At 35.1% G+C, this 14,634-nt stretch carries 18 protein-coding genes; 7 read left to right on the forward strand and 11 right to left on the reverse strand.

The annotated features are described in order from the left end of the window. Positions 1-118: 118 nt before the first annotated feature. Together OCV67_RS04845 and OCV67_RS04850 are read right to left on the reverse strand one after the other, a co-directional pair. Positions 119-334, reverse strand: coding sequence for a helix-turn-helix domain-containing protein (locus OCV67_RS04845; RefSeq protein WP_147642804.1), 216 nt, complete (start codon positions 332-334; stop codon positions 119-121). A gap of 29 nt (positions 335-363) precedes the next feature. Next, positions 364-594 carry a helix-turn-helix domain-containing protein gene (locus tag OCV67_RS04850; RefSeq protein WP_147642806.1) on the reverse strand — a complete coding sequence of 77 codons (231 nt, stop codon included), beginning with the start codon at positions 592-594 and terminating at the stop codon, positions 364-366. A gap of 125 nt (positions 595-719) precedes the next feature. On the opposite strand from OCV67_RS04850, the gene OCV67_RS04855 reads away from it, so the two are divergent. Continuing rightward, positions 720-941 (forward strand): helix-turn-helix domain-containing protein, encoded by a 222-nt coding sequence (locus OCV67_RS04855; protein WP_147642808.1) that lies wholly within the window; start codon positions 720-722, stop codon positions 939-941. 691 nt (positions 942-1,632) lie between these two features. Here OCV67_RS04855 and purB read toward each other — a convergent pair. Continuing rightward, positions 1,633-3,069: an adenylosuccinate lyase gene (gene purB / locus OCV67_RS04860; RefSeq protein ID WP_147642810.1), complete on the reverse strand. Its 1,437-nt coding sequence runs from the start codon at positions 3,067-3,069 to the stop codon at positions 1,633-1,635. Positions 3,070-3,656: 587 nt separating this feature from the next. Here purB and OCV67_RS04865 point away from each other — a divergent pair. The 6 genes from OCV67_RS04865 to OCV67_RS04890 all read left to right on the forward strand — a co-directional run bounded on the left by OCV67_RS04865 (position 3,657) and on the right by OCV67_RS04890 (position 8,155). Continuing rightward, positions 3,657-4,091 (forward strand): dockerin type I domain-containing protein, encoded by a 435-nt coding sequence (locus OCV67_RS04865; RefSeq protein ID WP_147642812.1) that lies wholly within the window; start codon positions 3,657-3,659, stop codon positions 4,089-4,091. Positions 4,092-4,147: 56 nt separating this feature from the next. After that, positions 4,148-4,309, forward strand: a complete 162-nt coding sequence (rd, locus tag OCV67_RS04870; protein ID WP_147642814.1) for a rubredoxin — start codon at positions 4,148-4,150, stop codon at positions 4,307-4,309. 258 nt (positions 4,310-4,567) lie between these two features. Continuing rightward, a complete protein-coding gene (gene spoVAD, locus OCV67_RS04875) occupies positions 4,568-5,581 on the forward strand; it encodes a stage V sporulation protein AD (RefSeq protein WP_147642816.1) in 1,014 nt (337 codons plus the stop codon). A gap of 10 nt (positions 5,582-5,591) precedes the next feature. Then, the gene (gene spoVAE, locus OCV67_RS04880; RefSeq protein WP_147642818.1) at positions 5,592-5,945 is read left to right on the forward strand and encodes a stage V sporulation protein AE; all 354 of its coding nucleotides are present in this window, start codon (positions 5,592-5,594) and stop codon (positions 5,943-5,945) included. A gap of 430 nt (positions 5,946-6,375) precedes the next feature. Then, positions 6,376-6,951 carry a zinc dependent phospholipase C family protein gene (locus OCV67_RS04885; protein WP_178085005.1) on the forward strand — a complete coding sequence of 192 codons (576 nt, stop codon included), beginning with the start codon at positions 6,376-6,378 and terminating at the stop codon, positions 6,949-6,951. Positions 6,952-7,363: 412 nt separating this feature from the next. Then, entirely contained in the window at positions 7,364-8,155 is a 792-nt protein-coding gene (locus tag OCV67_RS04890; RefSeq protein WP_147642821.1) for a sirohydrochlorin cobaltochelatase, read from the forward strand. A gap of 45 nt (positions 8,156-8,200) precedes the next feature. Here OCV67_RS04890 and OCV67_RS04895 read toward each other — a convergent pair whose 3' ends face one another. From OCV67_RS04895 to OCV67_RS04930, 8 genes are all read right to left on the reverse strand, one after another. Next, on the reverse strand, positions 8,201-8,812 hold the full coding sequence (locus OCV67_RS04895) for a hypothetical protein (protein ID WP_147642822.1): 612 nt from the start codon (positions 8,810-8,812) through the stop codon (positions 8,201-8,203). Positions 8,813-8,894: 82 nt separating this feature from the next. Next, entirely contained in the window at positions 8,895-9,605 is a 711-nt protein-coding gene (locus OCV67_RS04900) for a transglycosylase domain-containing protein (protein WP_178085006.1), read from the reverse strand. Between the two features lie 229 nt (positions 9,606-9,834). Beyond that, entirely contained in the window at positions 9,835-10,134 is a 300-nt protein-coding gene (locus tag OCV67_RS04905) for a hypothetical protein (protein WP_147642824.1), read from the reverse strand. A 34-nt stretch (positions 10,135-10,168) separates the two neighbouring features. Further along, positions 10,169-10,447 (reverse strand): hypothetical protein, encoded by a 279-nt coding sequence (locus tag OCV67_RS04910; RefSeq protein ID WP_147642826.1) that lies wholly within the window; start codon positions 10,445-10,447, stop codon positions 10,169-10,171. Positions 10,448-10,499: 52 nt separating this feature from the next. Continuing rightward, entirely contained in the window at positions 10,500-11,861 is a 1,362-nt protein-coding gene (locus tag OCV67_RS04915) for a DUF4417 domain-containing protein (protein ID WP_147642828.1), read from the reverse strand. Positions 11,862-12,049: 188 nt separating this feature from the next. Next, on the reverse strand, positions 12,050-12,955 hold the full coding sequence (locus tag OCV67_RS04920; RefSeq protein ID WP_178085007.1) for a DUF4097 family beta strand repeat-containing protein: 906 nt from the start codon (positions 12,953-12,955) through the stop codon (positions 12,050-12,052). A gap of 82 nt (positions 12,956-13,037) precedes the next feature. After that, a complete protein-coding gene (locus OCV67_RS04925; RefSeq protein ID WP_262644290.1) occupies positions 13,038-13,703 on the reverse strand; it encodes a helix-turn-helix domain-containing protein in 666 nt (221 codons plus the stop codon). Positions 13,704-13,862: 159 nt separating this feature from the next. Then, positions 13,863-14,525: a GNAT family N-acetyltransferase gene (locus tag OCV67_RS04930; RefSeq protein ID WP_147642834.1), complete on the reverse strand. Its 663-nt coding sequence runs from the start codon at positions 14,523-14,525 to the stop codon at positions 13,863-13,865. Positions 14,526-14,634: the final 109 nt, after the last annotated feature.

A 14,634-nucleotide genomic window follows, 5' to 3' on the forward strand; every position in this document is an offset into this window, starting at 1 on the left:
ACAATTAATATTATTATATTATCATTTAACAGTAATGTCAAGGGTATTTATAGTTTTTCACCATTTTTCACAAGCTTTTTAGAAAAGCTTTGTTGAAACTATAGTAACCCTTTTGATTTTATTTTTTATGCGAATCGGGATTATCCGTTCTGCCCATTAGATAGTCAATGGAAACATTGAAATAATCAGCAATTTTTAATAAAATTTCACCATTGGGAATTGCACCGTTTTTCCATTTCGTTGTTATTGAATTGGATAAACCTAATTCTTTTACAACCGGATTAGGTTTAGAACCAATTTTTTTACATAACTGTTCAAAGCGTTCCCAAAACATCAATTACGCCTTTCTTTTGTCAAAGCTTGTTATTTCTTATGCGAATCGGGATTATCTGTTCTGCCCAGCAGGTAATCGACTGAACAGTCAAGATAATCAGCGATTTTAGTAAGGTTTATATACGTAATAGCTTGCCCTTTTGCTAAATGTGAGATGAGGTTTATCCCCAATTCACAATCTGATAGCATAGTTTTTAATGATATATTTTTAGACTTAGCAAAGGATTTTATTCTATTGGATATTTCTTGTGAATTATACATAAAAATAAATCTCCTTTTTGTTTATTTGCACTAATATCACTTGTTACAGTGAAAATATTATTGACAATCACCGACTAAAGTGATATAATTCAATTAAGTTATTATAAACTTGGAGGAAAGTGAATATGGAATATATTTCTACTAGATTAAAAACTCTTATGAAGCAGAGAGGAATTTCTCGAAAAAAACTCGCTTCGGATTTAAGCTTGAAACAAGAAGCAATAGATCAGTATCAAGACAATTTTTACACAGCTGATATTGAAACTCTGATTCTATTTTCAAATTATTTTAACGTTTCAGTCGATTATCTTCTTCAGCGAACCGACCAACCAAAATTGAAAAAGTAAATCATATTTTTTAGGGAACGCCCTCTCTCGCAGGGCGTTTTTTTCGTTTTAAAAACGAAACTAAAACTTACTTGTTCATTTCTTGTCCCGTGACAAGAAACGAACCAAAGAAACACGCCTGCTCAAACGCCGCAGGACGGCTTAAGGCACTTAAAGTGCCGAATTTTATCCGTCATTCTGATACTGAACTAATAATGCTCCTCGTAAAAGGCAAGACGTTACATCTAAAATTCACGCCCATTTTAATTGGGTGCAATTAAAGGTAGATTGTAAGCTGCTTTGCGAGTCTTTAAAAAGTGTTTAAAGTTGATTATATCCGGCATAAAAGTTTTGGTTCCGCTTTTTCAAAAGCGGAGGCTTACTTTTTTCAAAATTTTCCTTCAATAATCTGTTTACTTACCTGTCGAGCCTTATGAAACAAGTTCCATCAGACTAAAAACGATTTAAAAGTTTTTTTGCTTACTTTTTTTTTCAAAATTTTCCTTCAATACTCTGTTTACTTACCTGTCGAACCTTATAAAACGAGTTCCATCAGACTAAAAGCGATTTAAAAGTTTTTTTGCTTACTTTTTTTTCAAAATTTTCCTTCAATACTCTGTTTACTTACCTGTCGAGCCTTATGAAACAAGTTTCATCAGACTAAAAGCGATATAAAAGTTTTTTTGCTTACTTTTTTTTCAAAAAAAGTAAGTTAGTTTTTCATTTCAAATGTTTCGTTTAAGATATCCTTATTTGCTTCAAGGATCGGCTGAACAAGTTCGGACACAAATTCTTCTACCTGCTGAGCGCTTCTGCCTGTAAAGTTTTCAGGAGCCATTATAGCGTCCATTTCTTCCTTTGTTATCATAAACATTGGGTCTGCAAGGATTCTTTCGCAAAGATCGTTTTCAAGTCCTTCTTCCTTGACCTTTTTGCCCGCTTCCATTGAATACTGTCTGATCTTTTCGTGGAGAGCCTGTCTGTCACCGCCTTTTTTAACAGCGTCCATCATAATGTTTTCAGTAGCCATAAACGGAAGCTCTGCCATAACTCTCTTGCGTACTATCTTAGGATATACGACCATACCGCTTGTTACATTTATCATGATATTTAAAATCGCATCTGCTGCAAGGAACGCTTCTGCCACTGAGATTCTCTTGTTTGCGGAATCGTCTAGAGTTCTTTCAAACCACTGTGTACCGGCAGTAAAAGCAGGATTCAGTACGTCGACCATAAGATATCTTGAAAGTGAAGTAATTCTTTCGCTTCTCATAGGATTTCTCTTGTAAGCCATAGCACTTGAACCTATCTGACTCTTTTCAAAAGGTTCTTCCATTTCCTTAAAGGACTGTAAAATTCTCATATCGTTTGAGAACTTGCTGCAAGACTGTGCAATACCTGCAAGAGCGTTAACCACAAAGGAATCGACCTTTCTTGAGTATGTCTGACCTGAAACAGGCACACAGCTTTCAAATCCCATTTCTTCAGCGATCATTTTTTCAAGCTGCTTGATTTTATCTGTATCACCCTCGAACAGCTCCATAAATGAAGCCTGAGTACCTGTAGTACCCTTTGAGCCTAAAAGCTGAAGATCGGAAATTCTGCGTTCAATTTCCTTTAGATCCATAAGCAGTTCGTTTGTCCAGAGAGTTGCTCTCTTACCGACTGTTGTAAGCTGTGCCGGCTGGAGATGAGTATAAGCAAGGGCAGGCATGTCTTTGTATTTCATAGCAAAGTCGGAAAGCTGGGCAATTACGTTTATAAGCTTTCTGCGGATCACCTGAAGTGCGTCACGCATGATTATCACATCAGTATTGTCACCTACATAGCATGAAGTTGCACCTAAATGGATAATTCCTTTAGCGTCAGGGCAAGCCTGTCCGTATGTATAAACGTGCGCCATAACGTCGTGGCGTACTTCCTTTTCACGTGCTGCTGCCATATCGTAGTCGATGTTGTTAATATTTTCTTCAAGCTGTTTCACCTGTGCTTCTGTAACAGGAAGACCCAGCTTCATTTCTGCTCTTGCAAGAGCCACCCAGAGACGTCTCCAAGTTGTAAATTTCTTATCGGCAGAAAAAATATACTGCATTTCCTCACTGGCATATCTTGTGCAGAAAGGACTTTCATAGCTGTTTGTGTTACTCATAAGGGTATTAACTCCTTTTATCTTTATTATTAAACACTTTATTATATCATGGATTACCGCATTCTGTCAATCACCCCTACTTTTTTGAAAAAAAGTAGGCAAAAAACTTTTAAATCGTCTTTAGTCTGATGATATAATCTATACAAGGCTCGACAGGTAAGTAAACAGAGGATTGAAGAAAAATTTTGAAAAAAAGTAGGCAAAAAACTTTTAAATCGTCTTTAGTATGATGATATATTTTATATAAGGCTCGACAGGTGAGTAAACAGAGGATTGAAGAAAAATTTGAAAAAGGCTGGGCGAAAACTTTTATATCGCCTTTAGTCTGATGATATATTTTATATAAGGCTCGACAGGTAAGTAAAAAAGAATTGAAGGAAAAATTTGAAAAAGGCTGGGCGAAAACTTTTAAATCGTCTTTAGTATGATGATATATTTTATATAAGGCTCGACAGGTGAGTAAACAGAGGATTGAAGAAAAATTTGAAAAAGGCTGTAACTAGAATAAATGAAATGGCAAAAAAGGTTTGACAGAATGTATTTTTAGTGTTATTATAGAGAAAACTAAAGAAAGGCAGAAAAACAGTATGAAAAAACGAACCATTAAAATAATTATTTCTGTTGCAGCGTCTGTTGTCGTTCTTACTGCCGGAATCGTTGCAGCAACGGGTAACTATCTGCCTGCAAACAGAGTATCCGCTCCGGATATGAAATATTCTGTGGGGGTCAAAGTCGGAGAAATGACCGCAGGTTATGTTCCTGTGGGAATCGGTATAAGGGGAGACGCAAATGGCGATGGAAACTTAAGTGCTGCGGATGCCGCTTATATTGCCAGTTATCGTGCGAATGTAAGCTTAAATGCTGATTATATGTCAGGTTATGAGGATTCCCTCAACGGAGCTATGGCAGATGCCGACAGCAACGGTAAGGTTTCTGCCGCAGATGCGGCTTGTATAGCTAAATTTCTTGCTATGAGGAGTATTAATGCTGATATCACATGGGAAGAAGTTTTAGGCAGGTAACATATTGATAAATTATATTTTATAATTTAAAAAATAAATCAAAAGGAGTTTTTATTATGAAAAAATATGTATGTGATCCATGCGGATACGTTTATGATCCTGAAGCCGGCGATCCGGACGGCGGAATCGCTCCGGGAACAGCTTTTGAAGATATCCCTGACGACTGGGTATGTCCTGTGTGCGGAGTAGGCAAGGACATGTTCTCTCCTGTGGATTAAAAAATAATTGAATGCCGCCTGAAATTATTAAATTTCAGGCGGCGCTTTTATTACGTCCGGCATAAAAGTTATTTGCTTACTTTTTTCACATTTTATCCTTGATTTTTTGCAAAAGTAACTTTGCGTGTCTTCAAAAACAATTTTATATTAATAAAATTCGGCATAAAAGTTTTTTGCTTACTTTTTTTCAAAAAAGTAAGGAATATTTAAAATTTAAATGGAGAAAATAATAAAAATAAAAAAGAACGGAGAATAAATATGGCAAAAAAAATAAGCAGAAATACATTTACTACAGAAAATTCACCGTCAATAATGTCATTTGCATCTATAGTCGGAGAAAAGGAGGGACAGGGGCCGTTAGGAAGCTGTTTTGACAGAATTGAAGTGGACAGTCACTTTGGACAGGAAACGTGGGAAAAAGCAGAAAGCGAGCTGCAAAAGCAGACTGTAGAGCTTGCAATGAAAAAGGCAAGTCTTAAGCCTTCGGATATTGACTACATTTTTTCAGGAGATCTTATAAATCAGTGTATCGGTACTACCTACGGACTTCGTGATCTTAATATTCCCTTTCTGGGACTTTACGGTGCATGCTCAACAATGGCAGAGGGACTTTTGCTTTCGTCGCTGCTTACAGACAGCGGACTTGGCGGAAAAATTGCAGCGGCAACCTCTTCCCATTTTTCAACAGCAGAACGTCAGTTCAGATTTCCTCTTTCCTACGGAGGACAGAGAACTCCCTCCGCGCAGTGGACCTGTACAGCGTCCGGAGCCGTTGTATTGTCCCCGGAGGGAAACGCCCCTTACGTCAGAGCAGTTTCAATAGGAAGTATTGTTGATCTGGGAATTACCGATGCAAACAATATGGGAGCGGCAATGGCGCCTGCGGCTGCGACTACAATAAAAAAATATTTTGACGATACGGGATTTAAACCGGATGATTTTGATTATATAGTAACAGGCGATCTGGGACTAGTCGGCAGCAAGCTTTTAAATGAACTTTTACTAAAAGATAATATAGATATATCAAATAAGCATAAAGACTGCGGAGCGCTGATTTTTGATCCTGAAGAACAGGATACTCATGCGGGCGGTTCCGGATGCGGATGCTCGGCAAGCGTTTTATGCGGTTATTTTCTTCCTAAGGTTCAGACAGGTGAAATAAAAGAAATGATTTTTGCAGCGACCGGAGCGCTGATGTCGCCTACCGCTTCACAGCAAGGTGAATCAATACCGTCGATATCACATCTGGTGCATATCAGTCATTCAATTTAAGGAGGTTATTATGGAGTATTTATGGGCGTTTTTAATAGGCGGACTTTTTTGTGCAGTAGGACAGATTTTAATAGATTATACTAAGCTTACTCCAGCAAGAATATTAGTGTCATACGTTGTTATCGGCGTTATTATTTCTGCATTCGGCTGGTACAAGCCTCTTGTGGAATTTGCAGGCGGCGGGGCTTCTGTGCCTCTTACCGGATTCGGTCATCTTCTGGCTGAGGGAATTCGGAAAGCCATAGATGAAAAGGGATTTCTCGGCGTGTTTACCGGCGGAATGACCAGTGCGGCAGGCGGTATTACTGCAGCTCTGATTTTTGGTCTGCTTGCTTCTATTATTTTTAAACAAAAAGATAAGTAACTTACTTTTTTGAAAAAAAGTAAGCAAAAAACTTTCAAATCGTCTTTAGTATGATGAAATATTTTAAATAAGGCTCGACAGGTAAGCAAACAGAGGATTGAAGAAAAAATTTGAAAAAGGCTGGGCGAAAACTTTTATAACGGGCAAAAGCAACTTGAAACACATTCTAAAGACTCGCAAAATTAATTTTGCAGGGAATAAAAGAAAAAATTTGAAAAAAGTAAGCAAAAAACTTTCAAATCGTCTTTAGTATGATGAAATATTTTAAATAAGGCTCGACAGGTAAGCAAACAGAGGATTGAAGAAAAAATTTGAAAAAGGCTGGGCGAAAATAAATTTTATAGATTATTTACCGGATTTTCGCAGAATTATCATAAAACAGATATATAATATTAGCATTAAAGGCGTGATGAAGAAAAGGAGAGTAAAAATGGAAACAAAGGATCATTTAGCATTGGCAAGATTAATTACTTTCAGTAACAAAAGCTTCAGCAATTCATACCGTTCAGCTGCATTTGAAACAGGGTGTATTTCGCCGGATATAAATTTTCTGACTTATATAAAAGGTCACACTTATAAGGGTACGATTTCTTATGTTAAAAAAACTGTTTCCAAGCTGCAAAACAAGTTGAAAACAGTATCCGATTACTATGAGCTTGGAAGAATAGTTCATTTCATAGCCGATTACTTTACATTTCCTCATTCTCCTGATTTTACCGGTACTCTTAAACAGCATGTAGAATATGAAAGTCTTTTTCATAAATACATTGAAGCAATAAACGGTATTGACTATAATAAAAGTATTAATGACGTAAAATGCAAAGCTTCATGCGTCAGCATGATAGAATCTGCACATGAAAAGTATCTTGGTATGAAGCATAATTTTCAAACGGACTGGCAGTTTATCAGCAGTGTTTGCATTGAGGTTACTGACGCTGTTACCAGCCGAAACAGTATTTCAGCCAAAAGCAAGTATTCATCACAGCCGCTTTGCGGTTCTATATGAAATATAATTCTCCTCTTAATTATGAAAAACCGCAGAAATTCTGCGGTTTTTTATGCCTTATATAGATTAAATCATCAAACTAAAGACGATATGAAAGTTTTTTGCTTACTTTTTTTCAAAAAAGTAGGAGTGTTTAAAAGCTACTTTACGAGTTTTTATAAAGAAATTAAAGATTATGAAACTCGACATAAAAGTTTTGGTTCCGCTTTTTCAAAAGCGGAGAAAGTTTTCGCCCAGCCTTTTTCAAATTTTTTTCTTCAATCCTCTGTTTGCTTACCTGTCGAGCCTTATATAGATTAAATCATCAAACTAAAGACGATATAAAAGTTTTCGCCCAGCCTTTTTCAAAAGGCTGGTTGACTTTGTAAAAAGTTCATGTTAGAATAATAAAAAATAAAAAGGAAAAATCAGAATGAAAAGTACAGAAAAAAGTCGAGTTATTCTTGTTGTCAGTTTCGGGACAAGTTTTGATAGGGCAAGAAAAAATGCAATCGGCGGTATTGAGAGAAAAATAGCGGAGGAATTTCCGGAATGTGAAATACGCCGTGCATTTACAAGTCGTATTATAATAAATAAATTAAGAGAGCATGACGGTATTGAGGTCGATAGTGTTGAACAAGCTATGGAAAGACTGTTGTCCGACGGTATCAGAGAAGTTATTGTTCAGCCTACTCATATTATTAACGGTATTGAAAATGACAAAATGATTGAAATTTTAAAAGACTATGAGGATAAATTTAAATCTATGAAAATAGGCAGTCCTCTTCTTACATCAGATAAGGATCTTGAGAAGGTTGTTGATATTTTTTCCGGTAAAGTAAAAAAATTTGCAGATTTACATACGGCAGCCGTTTTTATGGGACATGGAACTGAGCATAGCGTAAATACAGTTTATACCGAACTTGAGGAAAAATTCAGAAGCTGCGGAATTGAAAATGTTTTTGTGGGTACTGTTGAAGCAGAACCCGAACTGGACGAAGTTATTTTAAAAGTAAGAGCAGGAGGATATAAAAAGGTTGTGCTCATGCCGTTTATGATAGTTTCAGGAGATCATGCGTCAAACGATATGGCAGGCTTTGGTCAGGATTCCTGGAAAAATAATTTTATTAATGAAGGTTTTGAGGTTGAGTGTATAATGAAAGGTCTGGGAGAATATTCGGAAATTCAAAGTATTTTTGCAGAACATGTAAAGTCGGCGGAATAGTTTATAAAAAATACCTCAGGAATTTATTCCTGAGGTATTTACTAATTAGAAATCTGTAGGCTGATTTGTAAGGGTAAAACCGTTAAGAATGCCTGATTCATCAAATTTAAACTCAACTTCTATGTAAATATCTTTTTCATACCTTATTGTTGTAATACCAAGATCTTCAAGAGTATTTTCATAATCAGGTTCTCCGAAAGCGGATTTTACTTCTTCAAGGGTAGTTTTACCCATTGTAATGTTATCACCGTATTTAATTTCGTTGTTTTTCATATCAAACTGGTCGAAACCTATGCAGGATATATCTCCTTCGGTTACGTTTATTTCGTCGTCACTGTCGTTCATAATATAAACTGAAGGATCCATGTCGTCTTTTTCTATGTATGCGCCTATCAGGTATTTATGCGCCGGAACTTTTTCATCAGATTCGCCGTCATATTCCCAACCCTTATCTGCAAAGTCTTTAAACGGAGCAGGTACAGCATATTCATCGCCGTTTACAGTAAACTTAAAACCAAAAACAGCTTTATCTTCAGCAGTTGACGAGTCTGATTTATCTGACTTTTTCGTATCTTTTGAATCACTGCCGCATGATGCCAGCATGGTCAATGATAAAACAGCCGCAAAAAGAATTGATATTTTTTTTAATTTGTTCATTATATTTCTCCTCTTTTTTAATTTTTTAAATTATATCACTATATTCTTAACTTGTCAAGATAATTTACATAATTATTTTTGATTAGTTATTTTCGTTCATAATATTTTCTGCTTTTTCTTTAGTGATTTTTTTGCATTTTATCATACGGTCAAGTACGGCTGACATTCGTTTTTCGGCAAGCTCTATATTATCGTTTGGTGAATAATCGGAAGGAGCATTTGGAAGACCTGCAAGCATGACAGCTTCATAATCGGTAAGCTCAGACGGTTTTTTTCCAAAGTACCCCTGAGAGGCGTCATAAATTCCATAATATCCGTCTCCGAAATAAATCGTATTAACATAGATTTCAAATAATTCTTTTTTGCTGTACTCTTTTTCCAATGCGAAAGCAGCAAAAATTTCAGCAAATTTACGTTCTAATTTTTTTTCTTGCGTAAACAACAGATTTTTAGCAATTTGCTGTGTAATAGTACTTCCTCCTTCAGCAAAGGAAAATGTCTTTATATCTGTCCATGTCGCTCTGCTTATTGCAAATAGATCAATGCCAAAATGTTTTTCAAAACGTTTGTCCTCGGCAGAAATAACAGCGTCAATGTATATCTGAGGCAATTCATCGTAATAAGTAAAGTTATCCTGACTCTGGATATTATCCGCTATATCTTCGATAGGGGTTTGTTTTATCGTATCTGAGTATAAATTGTAACCTTTAACACAAAAAAAACCTAGGATAATCATAATAACGACTAATAAACGGGAAGTTATTTTTTTTATAAATTTAACGCTCAGTATCATGCGGGTTCATACTCCTTTTGTAATTGATTAAAAATTCAATTCATTTATCGTTTTGCAAGATACATTATAACAGAAACGCTGAATATCCGACATCTATTTACATTACATTTTAACTTTTTATGTGACATTATTGTAAGAATTATGTGATATTATTGTAAGAACAAATCGGTAGAAAAAGCAGCTGAATAGTAAAAAAACGAATCCTTTAAAAGAAAGATTCGTTTTATATTTACATTATTCTCTCAATAATTTCAACATCGTCCGTAGTAATGAAATCACGCAGCTTTACACCATCGAATTCAAAATCAAGAGTTTGCTCAAGTGTAATACCCTCAGCTAAATCTTCTTTATCATTCCATATACAATAACTGTCATTTTGTTTTTTTCCATCTGAGCCGAATACAGCTTCAATTCCGTATTCTACGCCATTGTATTTAAATCCAACATTTGCTCCGCATGAAAGATAAAACTTAAATTCTTTCAGTGTTTCAAATTTATAGTCATCAGGATTATATTCATAATTTTTCATTGATTTTTCATCTCCTGTAATAAAATCAGAGAATTTACATTATTCTTTCAATAATTTCAACATCGTCCGTAGTAATGAAATCACGCAGCTTTACACCGTCAAATTCAAAATCAAGAGTTTGCTCAAGGGTTATATCCTCTGCAAGGAATCGCTCATTGTAAATCCATATTTCAAATTTATTTTCATGTCCTTCAATTCCGTATTCTACGCCATTGTATTTGAATCCAACATTTGCTCCGCATGAAAGATAAAACTTAAATTCTCCCAGTGTTTCAAATTTATGATCATCAGGATTATATTCATAATTTTTCATTGATTTTTCATCTCCTTGTATATTGTTGGCTGCATTTTAAAATATAAATAAATTAAATATGTCTTTCAATAATTACAACATCGTCCGTAGTAATGAAATCGCGCAGCTTTACACCGTCAAATTCAAAATCAAGGGTTTGTTCAAGGGTTATATCCTCTGCAAGGAATCGTTCATTATAAATCCATATTTCAAAACTGTTATTATGACCCTCGATGCCATATTCTACACCGTTATATTCAAAACCGAGATTCCAACCCGTATTTAAATAAAATTTAAACTCTCCCAGTGTTTTAAATTTATGGTCATCAGGATTATATTCATAATTTTTCATTGATTTTTCATCTCCTGTAATATAGTCTGATATTTTTCCAATAAGCTCACTGACAAATTCTTCAAAAGTTGGTATAATATTATCTGTATAATTTATTGGTGAACCAGGGTCGGGAAAATTTTTATCCCAATCGACCAAGTGGTCATGAGGATCGGAATGTTTATGAGGTTTATTGTGATCTGTCAAATGTCTTTCAGCAATAGCTTTTCCATCTTTATTATAATAATCGAGGACATCATAACTGCCTTTGGTTGTTTTTACAGTGTTTTCCCTTATAGTATTAGGTTCACCTAAAAACCTTTCAGAATTTTTGTCCTTAGGCTTCCATTCTCCTCCGAATGCGCTTCCGCCGCCTTTGCAGACATATCCATAACTTTTTATTATTATATCATTAATGTCTGGTTTTGTCAAATATGGTGATATATTGCTGCTAAGATATTTCCATGAACTTAATTCATAGTCGACATAAATAATATCCCCTTTCATTTCATAAAAAGGTTCGCTGTAACAAATGATTTTTTCAGGTTCGATTTCAGAAAGCATTCTGTTGTATCCATTCATAAATAACTCTTTCTGATCCTTATGATGATCGCTTTCATGAAACATATATGTGGAAACCGCTACAATTGAGCCTTTTTCAATTCCCTTAAAACAAAACTCAAAGGATTTCTCATCAGTCCAGCTTACTGTAGGAATTACATGAACTCCCTTTGAGGCAAAAAAAGCTCCGCACCATCTGTTCCTGAATGTGTTGTAAAGCTGAAGTGTATAAGGCATTTCAAGATACATGCTAAAGTCCGGCGTGAGGATTCCTTTGTATTGAGATAAAGATTTCAAATACAATTCCGGATTACTCCATATTTTTTCAAAATTGTAGTCATACAAAAAGAAATGGATTATTCGCTCCGCGTGCTTTCCATTATCTTTTTTAAGTTGATTGAAGCCAAGCAAAAGTAGGTTTTTCAGCTCATCTTCTGTGAATTCTGGTTTCGGAATATCCGGAATACCAAATGAATTTGCAGAATCAAATTGATTTCTTAAAAACAATGGATCAGTACGATAATTAAAATTTTCCAATGTCATTTAAATTTCTCCTTTTATGTATAGTAGAGAACAAGTCCCTCTATAAATAGTGAGAAAAGGACATATTTTTGCATAAAAATATACAATTAAGAAAAAATATTTTAAGAAATTTGTTATTATGCACAATTTATTTAAAAAAATTTGGTGAAATAATAAATAAAAATTCTCAGAACTGTCTGTTTACTGTTTTATTGCTCTACCTTTATATTTCCGTTTCGTGATTCAAGTTCTATTTTGACAGTCGGATCAGAACCAATTGTCCCCTTAGTTGTACGATCTTTTTTTGAAACTTCGTCGTTAAAAGGTACACTGACTGAACCGTTTTTAGTTGTTGCTTTAAATTCAAAGGATAGGTTTTCAGGCAGCATCAGATTAATGCTGTCGTTTTTATTGAACATATATAAGTCGTCGGATAACTCTTCATAGCATACCTTCAATTTGCCGGAATTTTCAGCCTTATAGCTTCCGCCTCCCCGTGCTGATTCAACAGTCAGCGAACCGCCGGTAGACGTATAACTTACCTTGCCTTCTAAAGCTTGAATGTGCACATTTCCGTTTGTAGAGCGTACCGTTATTTTATCTGACGCTACATTTCCACAGTCAATTTTTCCGTTTGTTGTTATAAGACGAATGTCAGAGGTATTGACTTCGTTAATAATAACCTTACCGGAGGTACTCTCAGCATACAAAGATTCTAACTGAATAAAAATATCTGAAAAGTTGATTTCTCCGTTTGTAGTAGATACATTCAGACTTGCATTGTATTCTGACGGCAGATAAACCTTGACATACCGTTCAAAATCACCGCTAAAAAAGGGTTTGCTGCCCTCGCTGATATGAATGCTGTTTTTTTTCTCGCTTACTTCTGCGTAATAGCTTTTCTTGTCAGCGGTCATATATTCTTCTATCCGCAATTCGTTATTGCTGCCCTCATAAAATGAGATGTCTTCTTCGTCATACGCTATTGTAATTTCAGTTACACTATTTAAATCAAAGATCATTTGATTAACCATTTTACAGCTTGAATTACTTGAGCAGCCTGTAAATAATGAAACTATTGATAACATACCGATACAAAATAATTTTTCCTTCATAATAATTCCTCCAATTTTATTAAAATGAATCATTCATTCATAAATATCTTTTAAAATAAGCAGGACTTATTGCCTGCAAATTTTATATTTTATAAGCAGAAATAATATTATCCAAGCAAACTTCTTTTGCTAATTCAGTTGGGATATTCAATGTTTCAAAAGAAGTATAGCGCATATCCATTGTCCACCAGCTAAGCGTTTCGATAATTAAAATAGTTGTCAGTTCCGGATGTTTTAACTGACGAATAATTCCTTTTTCCATAAACTTGACAACATATTCAGTCATTGCGGAAATGAATTTTTTTCTATACAAAAGATAGTGTTCCGCAAGCTCAGTACAGTCCATCTTATTTTTTTCAATGAAAAGACAACCGACTGCATAACGTTCTAAAAGGTCAAAAGCGTCGGATATAAAATTTTCAAACGTATAATCGGCGTCCACATTTTTTAAATTGTATGAAAACACTTCGGCAGCTTTTATGAATTCGTTTTTGATTTCATCGTTTAATTTAATAAAAAGCTTATCCGTGATCGGTCCGTTAAAGTCCCTTTCAAGGAAGCTTGGTTCAATAGTACACTTTAATATAAAGTGCATGATTTCCTGCTTTCCGGCAAAGTCATGGTATATAGTTCCAACAGATACTCCTACAGCTTTTGCAATATGGCTGATTTGAGTTTTTGAATACCCTTGCTGCAAGAATAATTTTACCGCCGCATTATAAATTTCTTTGATTCTTTCATTCTGCATTATCTCACCTCTTTTTATAAATGAATTGTTCATTCATATCATAACATATTTAATCCGGTATGTCAAGGCTTTAAAAAAAATTTATAAACTGTTATGTTTATACTGCCGTCAGCCGTGATTAAATTAAAAAAGCCGACAGCAAAAACTGTCGACTTTACTTTATTTGTTATTTTTGAAAACTGAGTGAGAGTGTATGAAAAATTCTTCCTGACTTGGCTGCCATGCCTTGATTTTAGGCGGAAACTCTGCGTCAAAGAGTTTAAATTTTTCCTCATCGTTAAGCGATTCTATAACGGAACTTTCATGGTAATACCATTTTTGACCGTCGAGCACGCCCTCACGAAGTTCCTTTACAAGAAGCGCTGTAGGGAATATATTACCCTCAATACAAACATTGTATCTTATGCAGCTTTTGAATCCACGAGACACATAATTATCTGGATTACCGAAAATCACAACCGTATCATAACCCATTTCAAGTGCCTTTGCAAAAGAGTGTTCAATGAGGATTTTGCCGTAACCCATACGCTGATATTCAGGCAAAACGCAGATTGGACCGAAAGAAAGGATGTCCTTTTCCATTCCAGATTCATTAATGAGCTTTGATTTAGTGTACATTATGCTTGCAATTATTTTTCCGTCAACTTCAATAACAAAATCAAGTTCGTGAATAAAATCAGCATGGTCTCTCATAATGTGTGCAAAATAATGCTCGTTTGCTCCGGGAACGCTTAAATTCCAAAATGCTTCACGGTTTATATTTTCTACAGTTCTATAGTCGGCTGTTGTCTCCAGACGAATAATATAGTCATTTTTATTCATTGTTTTTCCTCCTGAAAGTTGTTAATGCAACACGGGAGGTTTGTGTGAGATATATTCGCAAACCTCCCGTTTACGCTGCTATCTCAGGTCTGTTATTTTTATTCAAACA

This window comes from Porcipelethomonas ammoniilytica (assembly GCF_025567485.1).
GTDB classification, from domain to species: Bacteria; Bacillota; Clostridia; order Oscillospirales; family Ruminococcaceae; genus Porcipelethomonas; species Porcipelethomonas ammoniilytica.

Excerpts from the sequence above, each read along its gene's own strand:
- OCV67_RS04885 (WP_178085005.1), top strand. The coding sequence starts at position 6,376 with ATGGAAACAAAGGATCATTTAGCATTGGCAAGATTAATTACTTTCAGT.
- spoVAD (WP_147642816.1), top strand. The coding sequence starts at position 4,568 with ATGGCAAAAAAAATAAGCAGAAATACATTTACTACAGAAAATTCACCG.
- OCV67_RS04900 (WP_178085006.1), bottom strand. The coding sequence starts at position 9,605 with ATGATACTGAGCGTTAAATTTATAAAAAAAATAACTTCCCGTTTATTA.
- OCV67_RS04905 (WP_147642824.1), bottom strand. The coding sequence starts at position 10,134 with ATGAAAAATTATGAATATAATCCTGATGACTATAAATTTGAAACACTG.
- OCV67_RS04865 (WP_147642812.1), top strand. The coding sequence starts at position 3,657 with ATGAAAAAACGAACCATTAAAATAATTATTTCTGTTGCAGCGTCTGTT.
- rd (WP_147642814.1), top strand. The coding sequence starts at position 4,148 with ATGAAAAAATATGTATGTGATCCATGCGGATACGTTTATGATCCTGAA.
- OCV67_RS04915 (WP_147642828.1), bottom strand. The coding sequence starts at position 11,861 with ATGACATTGGAAAATTTTAATTATCGTACTGATCCATTGTTTTTAAGA.
- OCV67_RS04920 (WP_178085007.1), bottom strand. The coding sequence starts at position 12,955 with ATGAAGGAAAAATTATTTTGTATCGGTATGTTATCAATAGTTTCATTA.
- OCV67_RS04890 (WP_147642821.1), top strand. The coding sequence starts at position 7,364 with ATGAAAAGTACAGAAAAAAGTCGAGTTATTCTTGTTGTCAGTTTCGGG.
- OCV67_RS04895 (WP_147642822.1), bottom strand. The coding sequence starts at position 8,812 with ATGAACAAATTAAAAAAAATATCAATTCTTTTTGCGGCTGTTTTATCA.
- OCV67_RS04855 (WP_147642808.1), top strand. The coding sequence starts at position 720 with ATGGAATATATTTCTACTAGATTAAAAACTCTTATGAAGCAGAGAGGA.
- OCV67_RS04925 (WP_262644290.1), bottom strand. The coding sequence starts at position 13,703 with ATGCAGAATGAAAGAATCAAAGAAATTTATAATGCGGCGGTAAAATTA.
- OCV67_RS04910 (WP_147642826.1), bottom strand. The coding sequence starts at position 10,447 with ATGAAAAATTATGAATATAATCCTGATGATCATAAATTTGAAACACTG.
- purB (WP_147642810.1), bottom strand. The coding sequence starts at position 3,069 with ATGAGTAACACAAACAGCTATGAAAGTCCTTTCTGCACAAGATATGCC.
- OCV67_RS04930 (WP_147642834.1), bottom strand. The coding sequence starts at position 14,525 with ATGAATAAAAATGACTATATTATTCGTCTGGAGACAACAGCCGACTAT.
- OCV67_RS04845 (WP_147642804.1), bottom strand. The coding sequence starts at position 334 with ATGTTTTGGGAACGCTTTGAACAGTTATGTAAAAAAATTGGTTCTAAA.
- OCV67_RS04850 (WP_147642806.1), bottom strand. The coding sequence starts at position 594 with ATGTATAATTCACAAGAAATATCCAATAGAATAAAATCCTTTGCTAAG.
- spoVAE (WP_147642818.1), top strand. The coding sequence starts at position 5,592 with ATGGAGTATTTATGGGCGTTTTTAATAGGCGGACTTTTTTGTGCAGTA.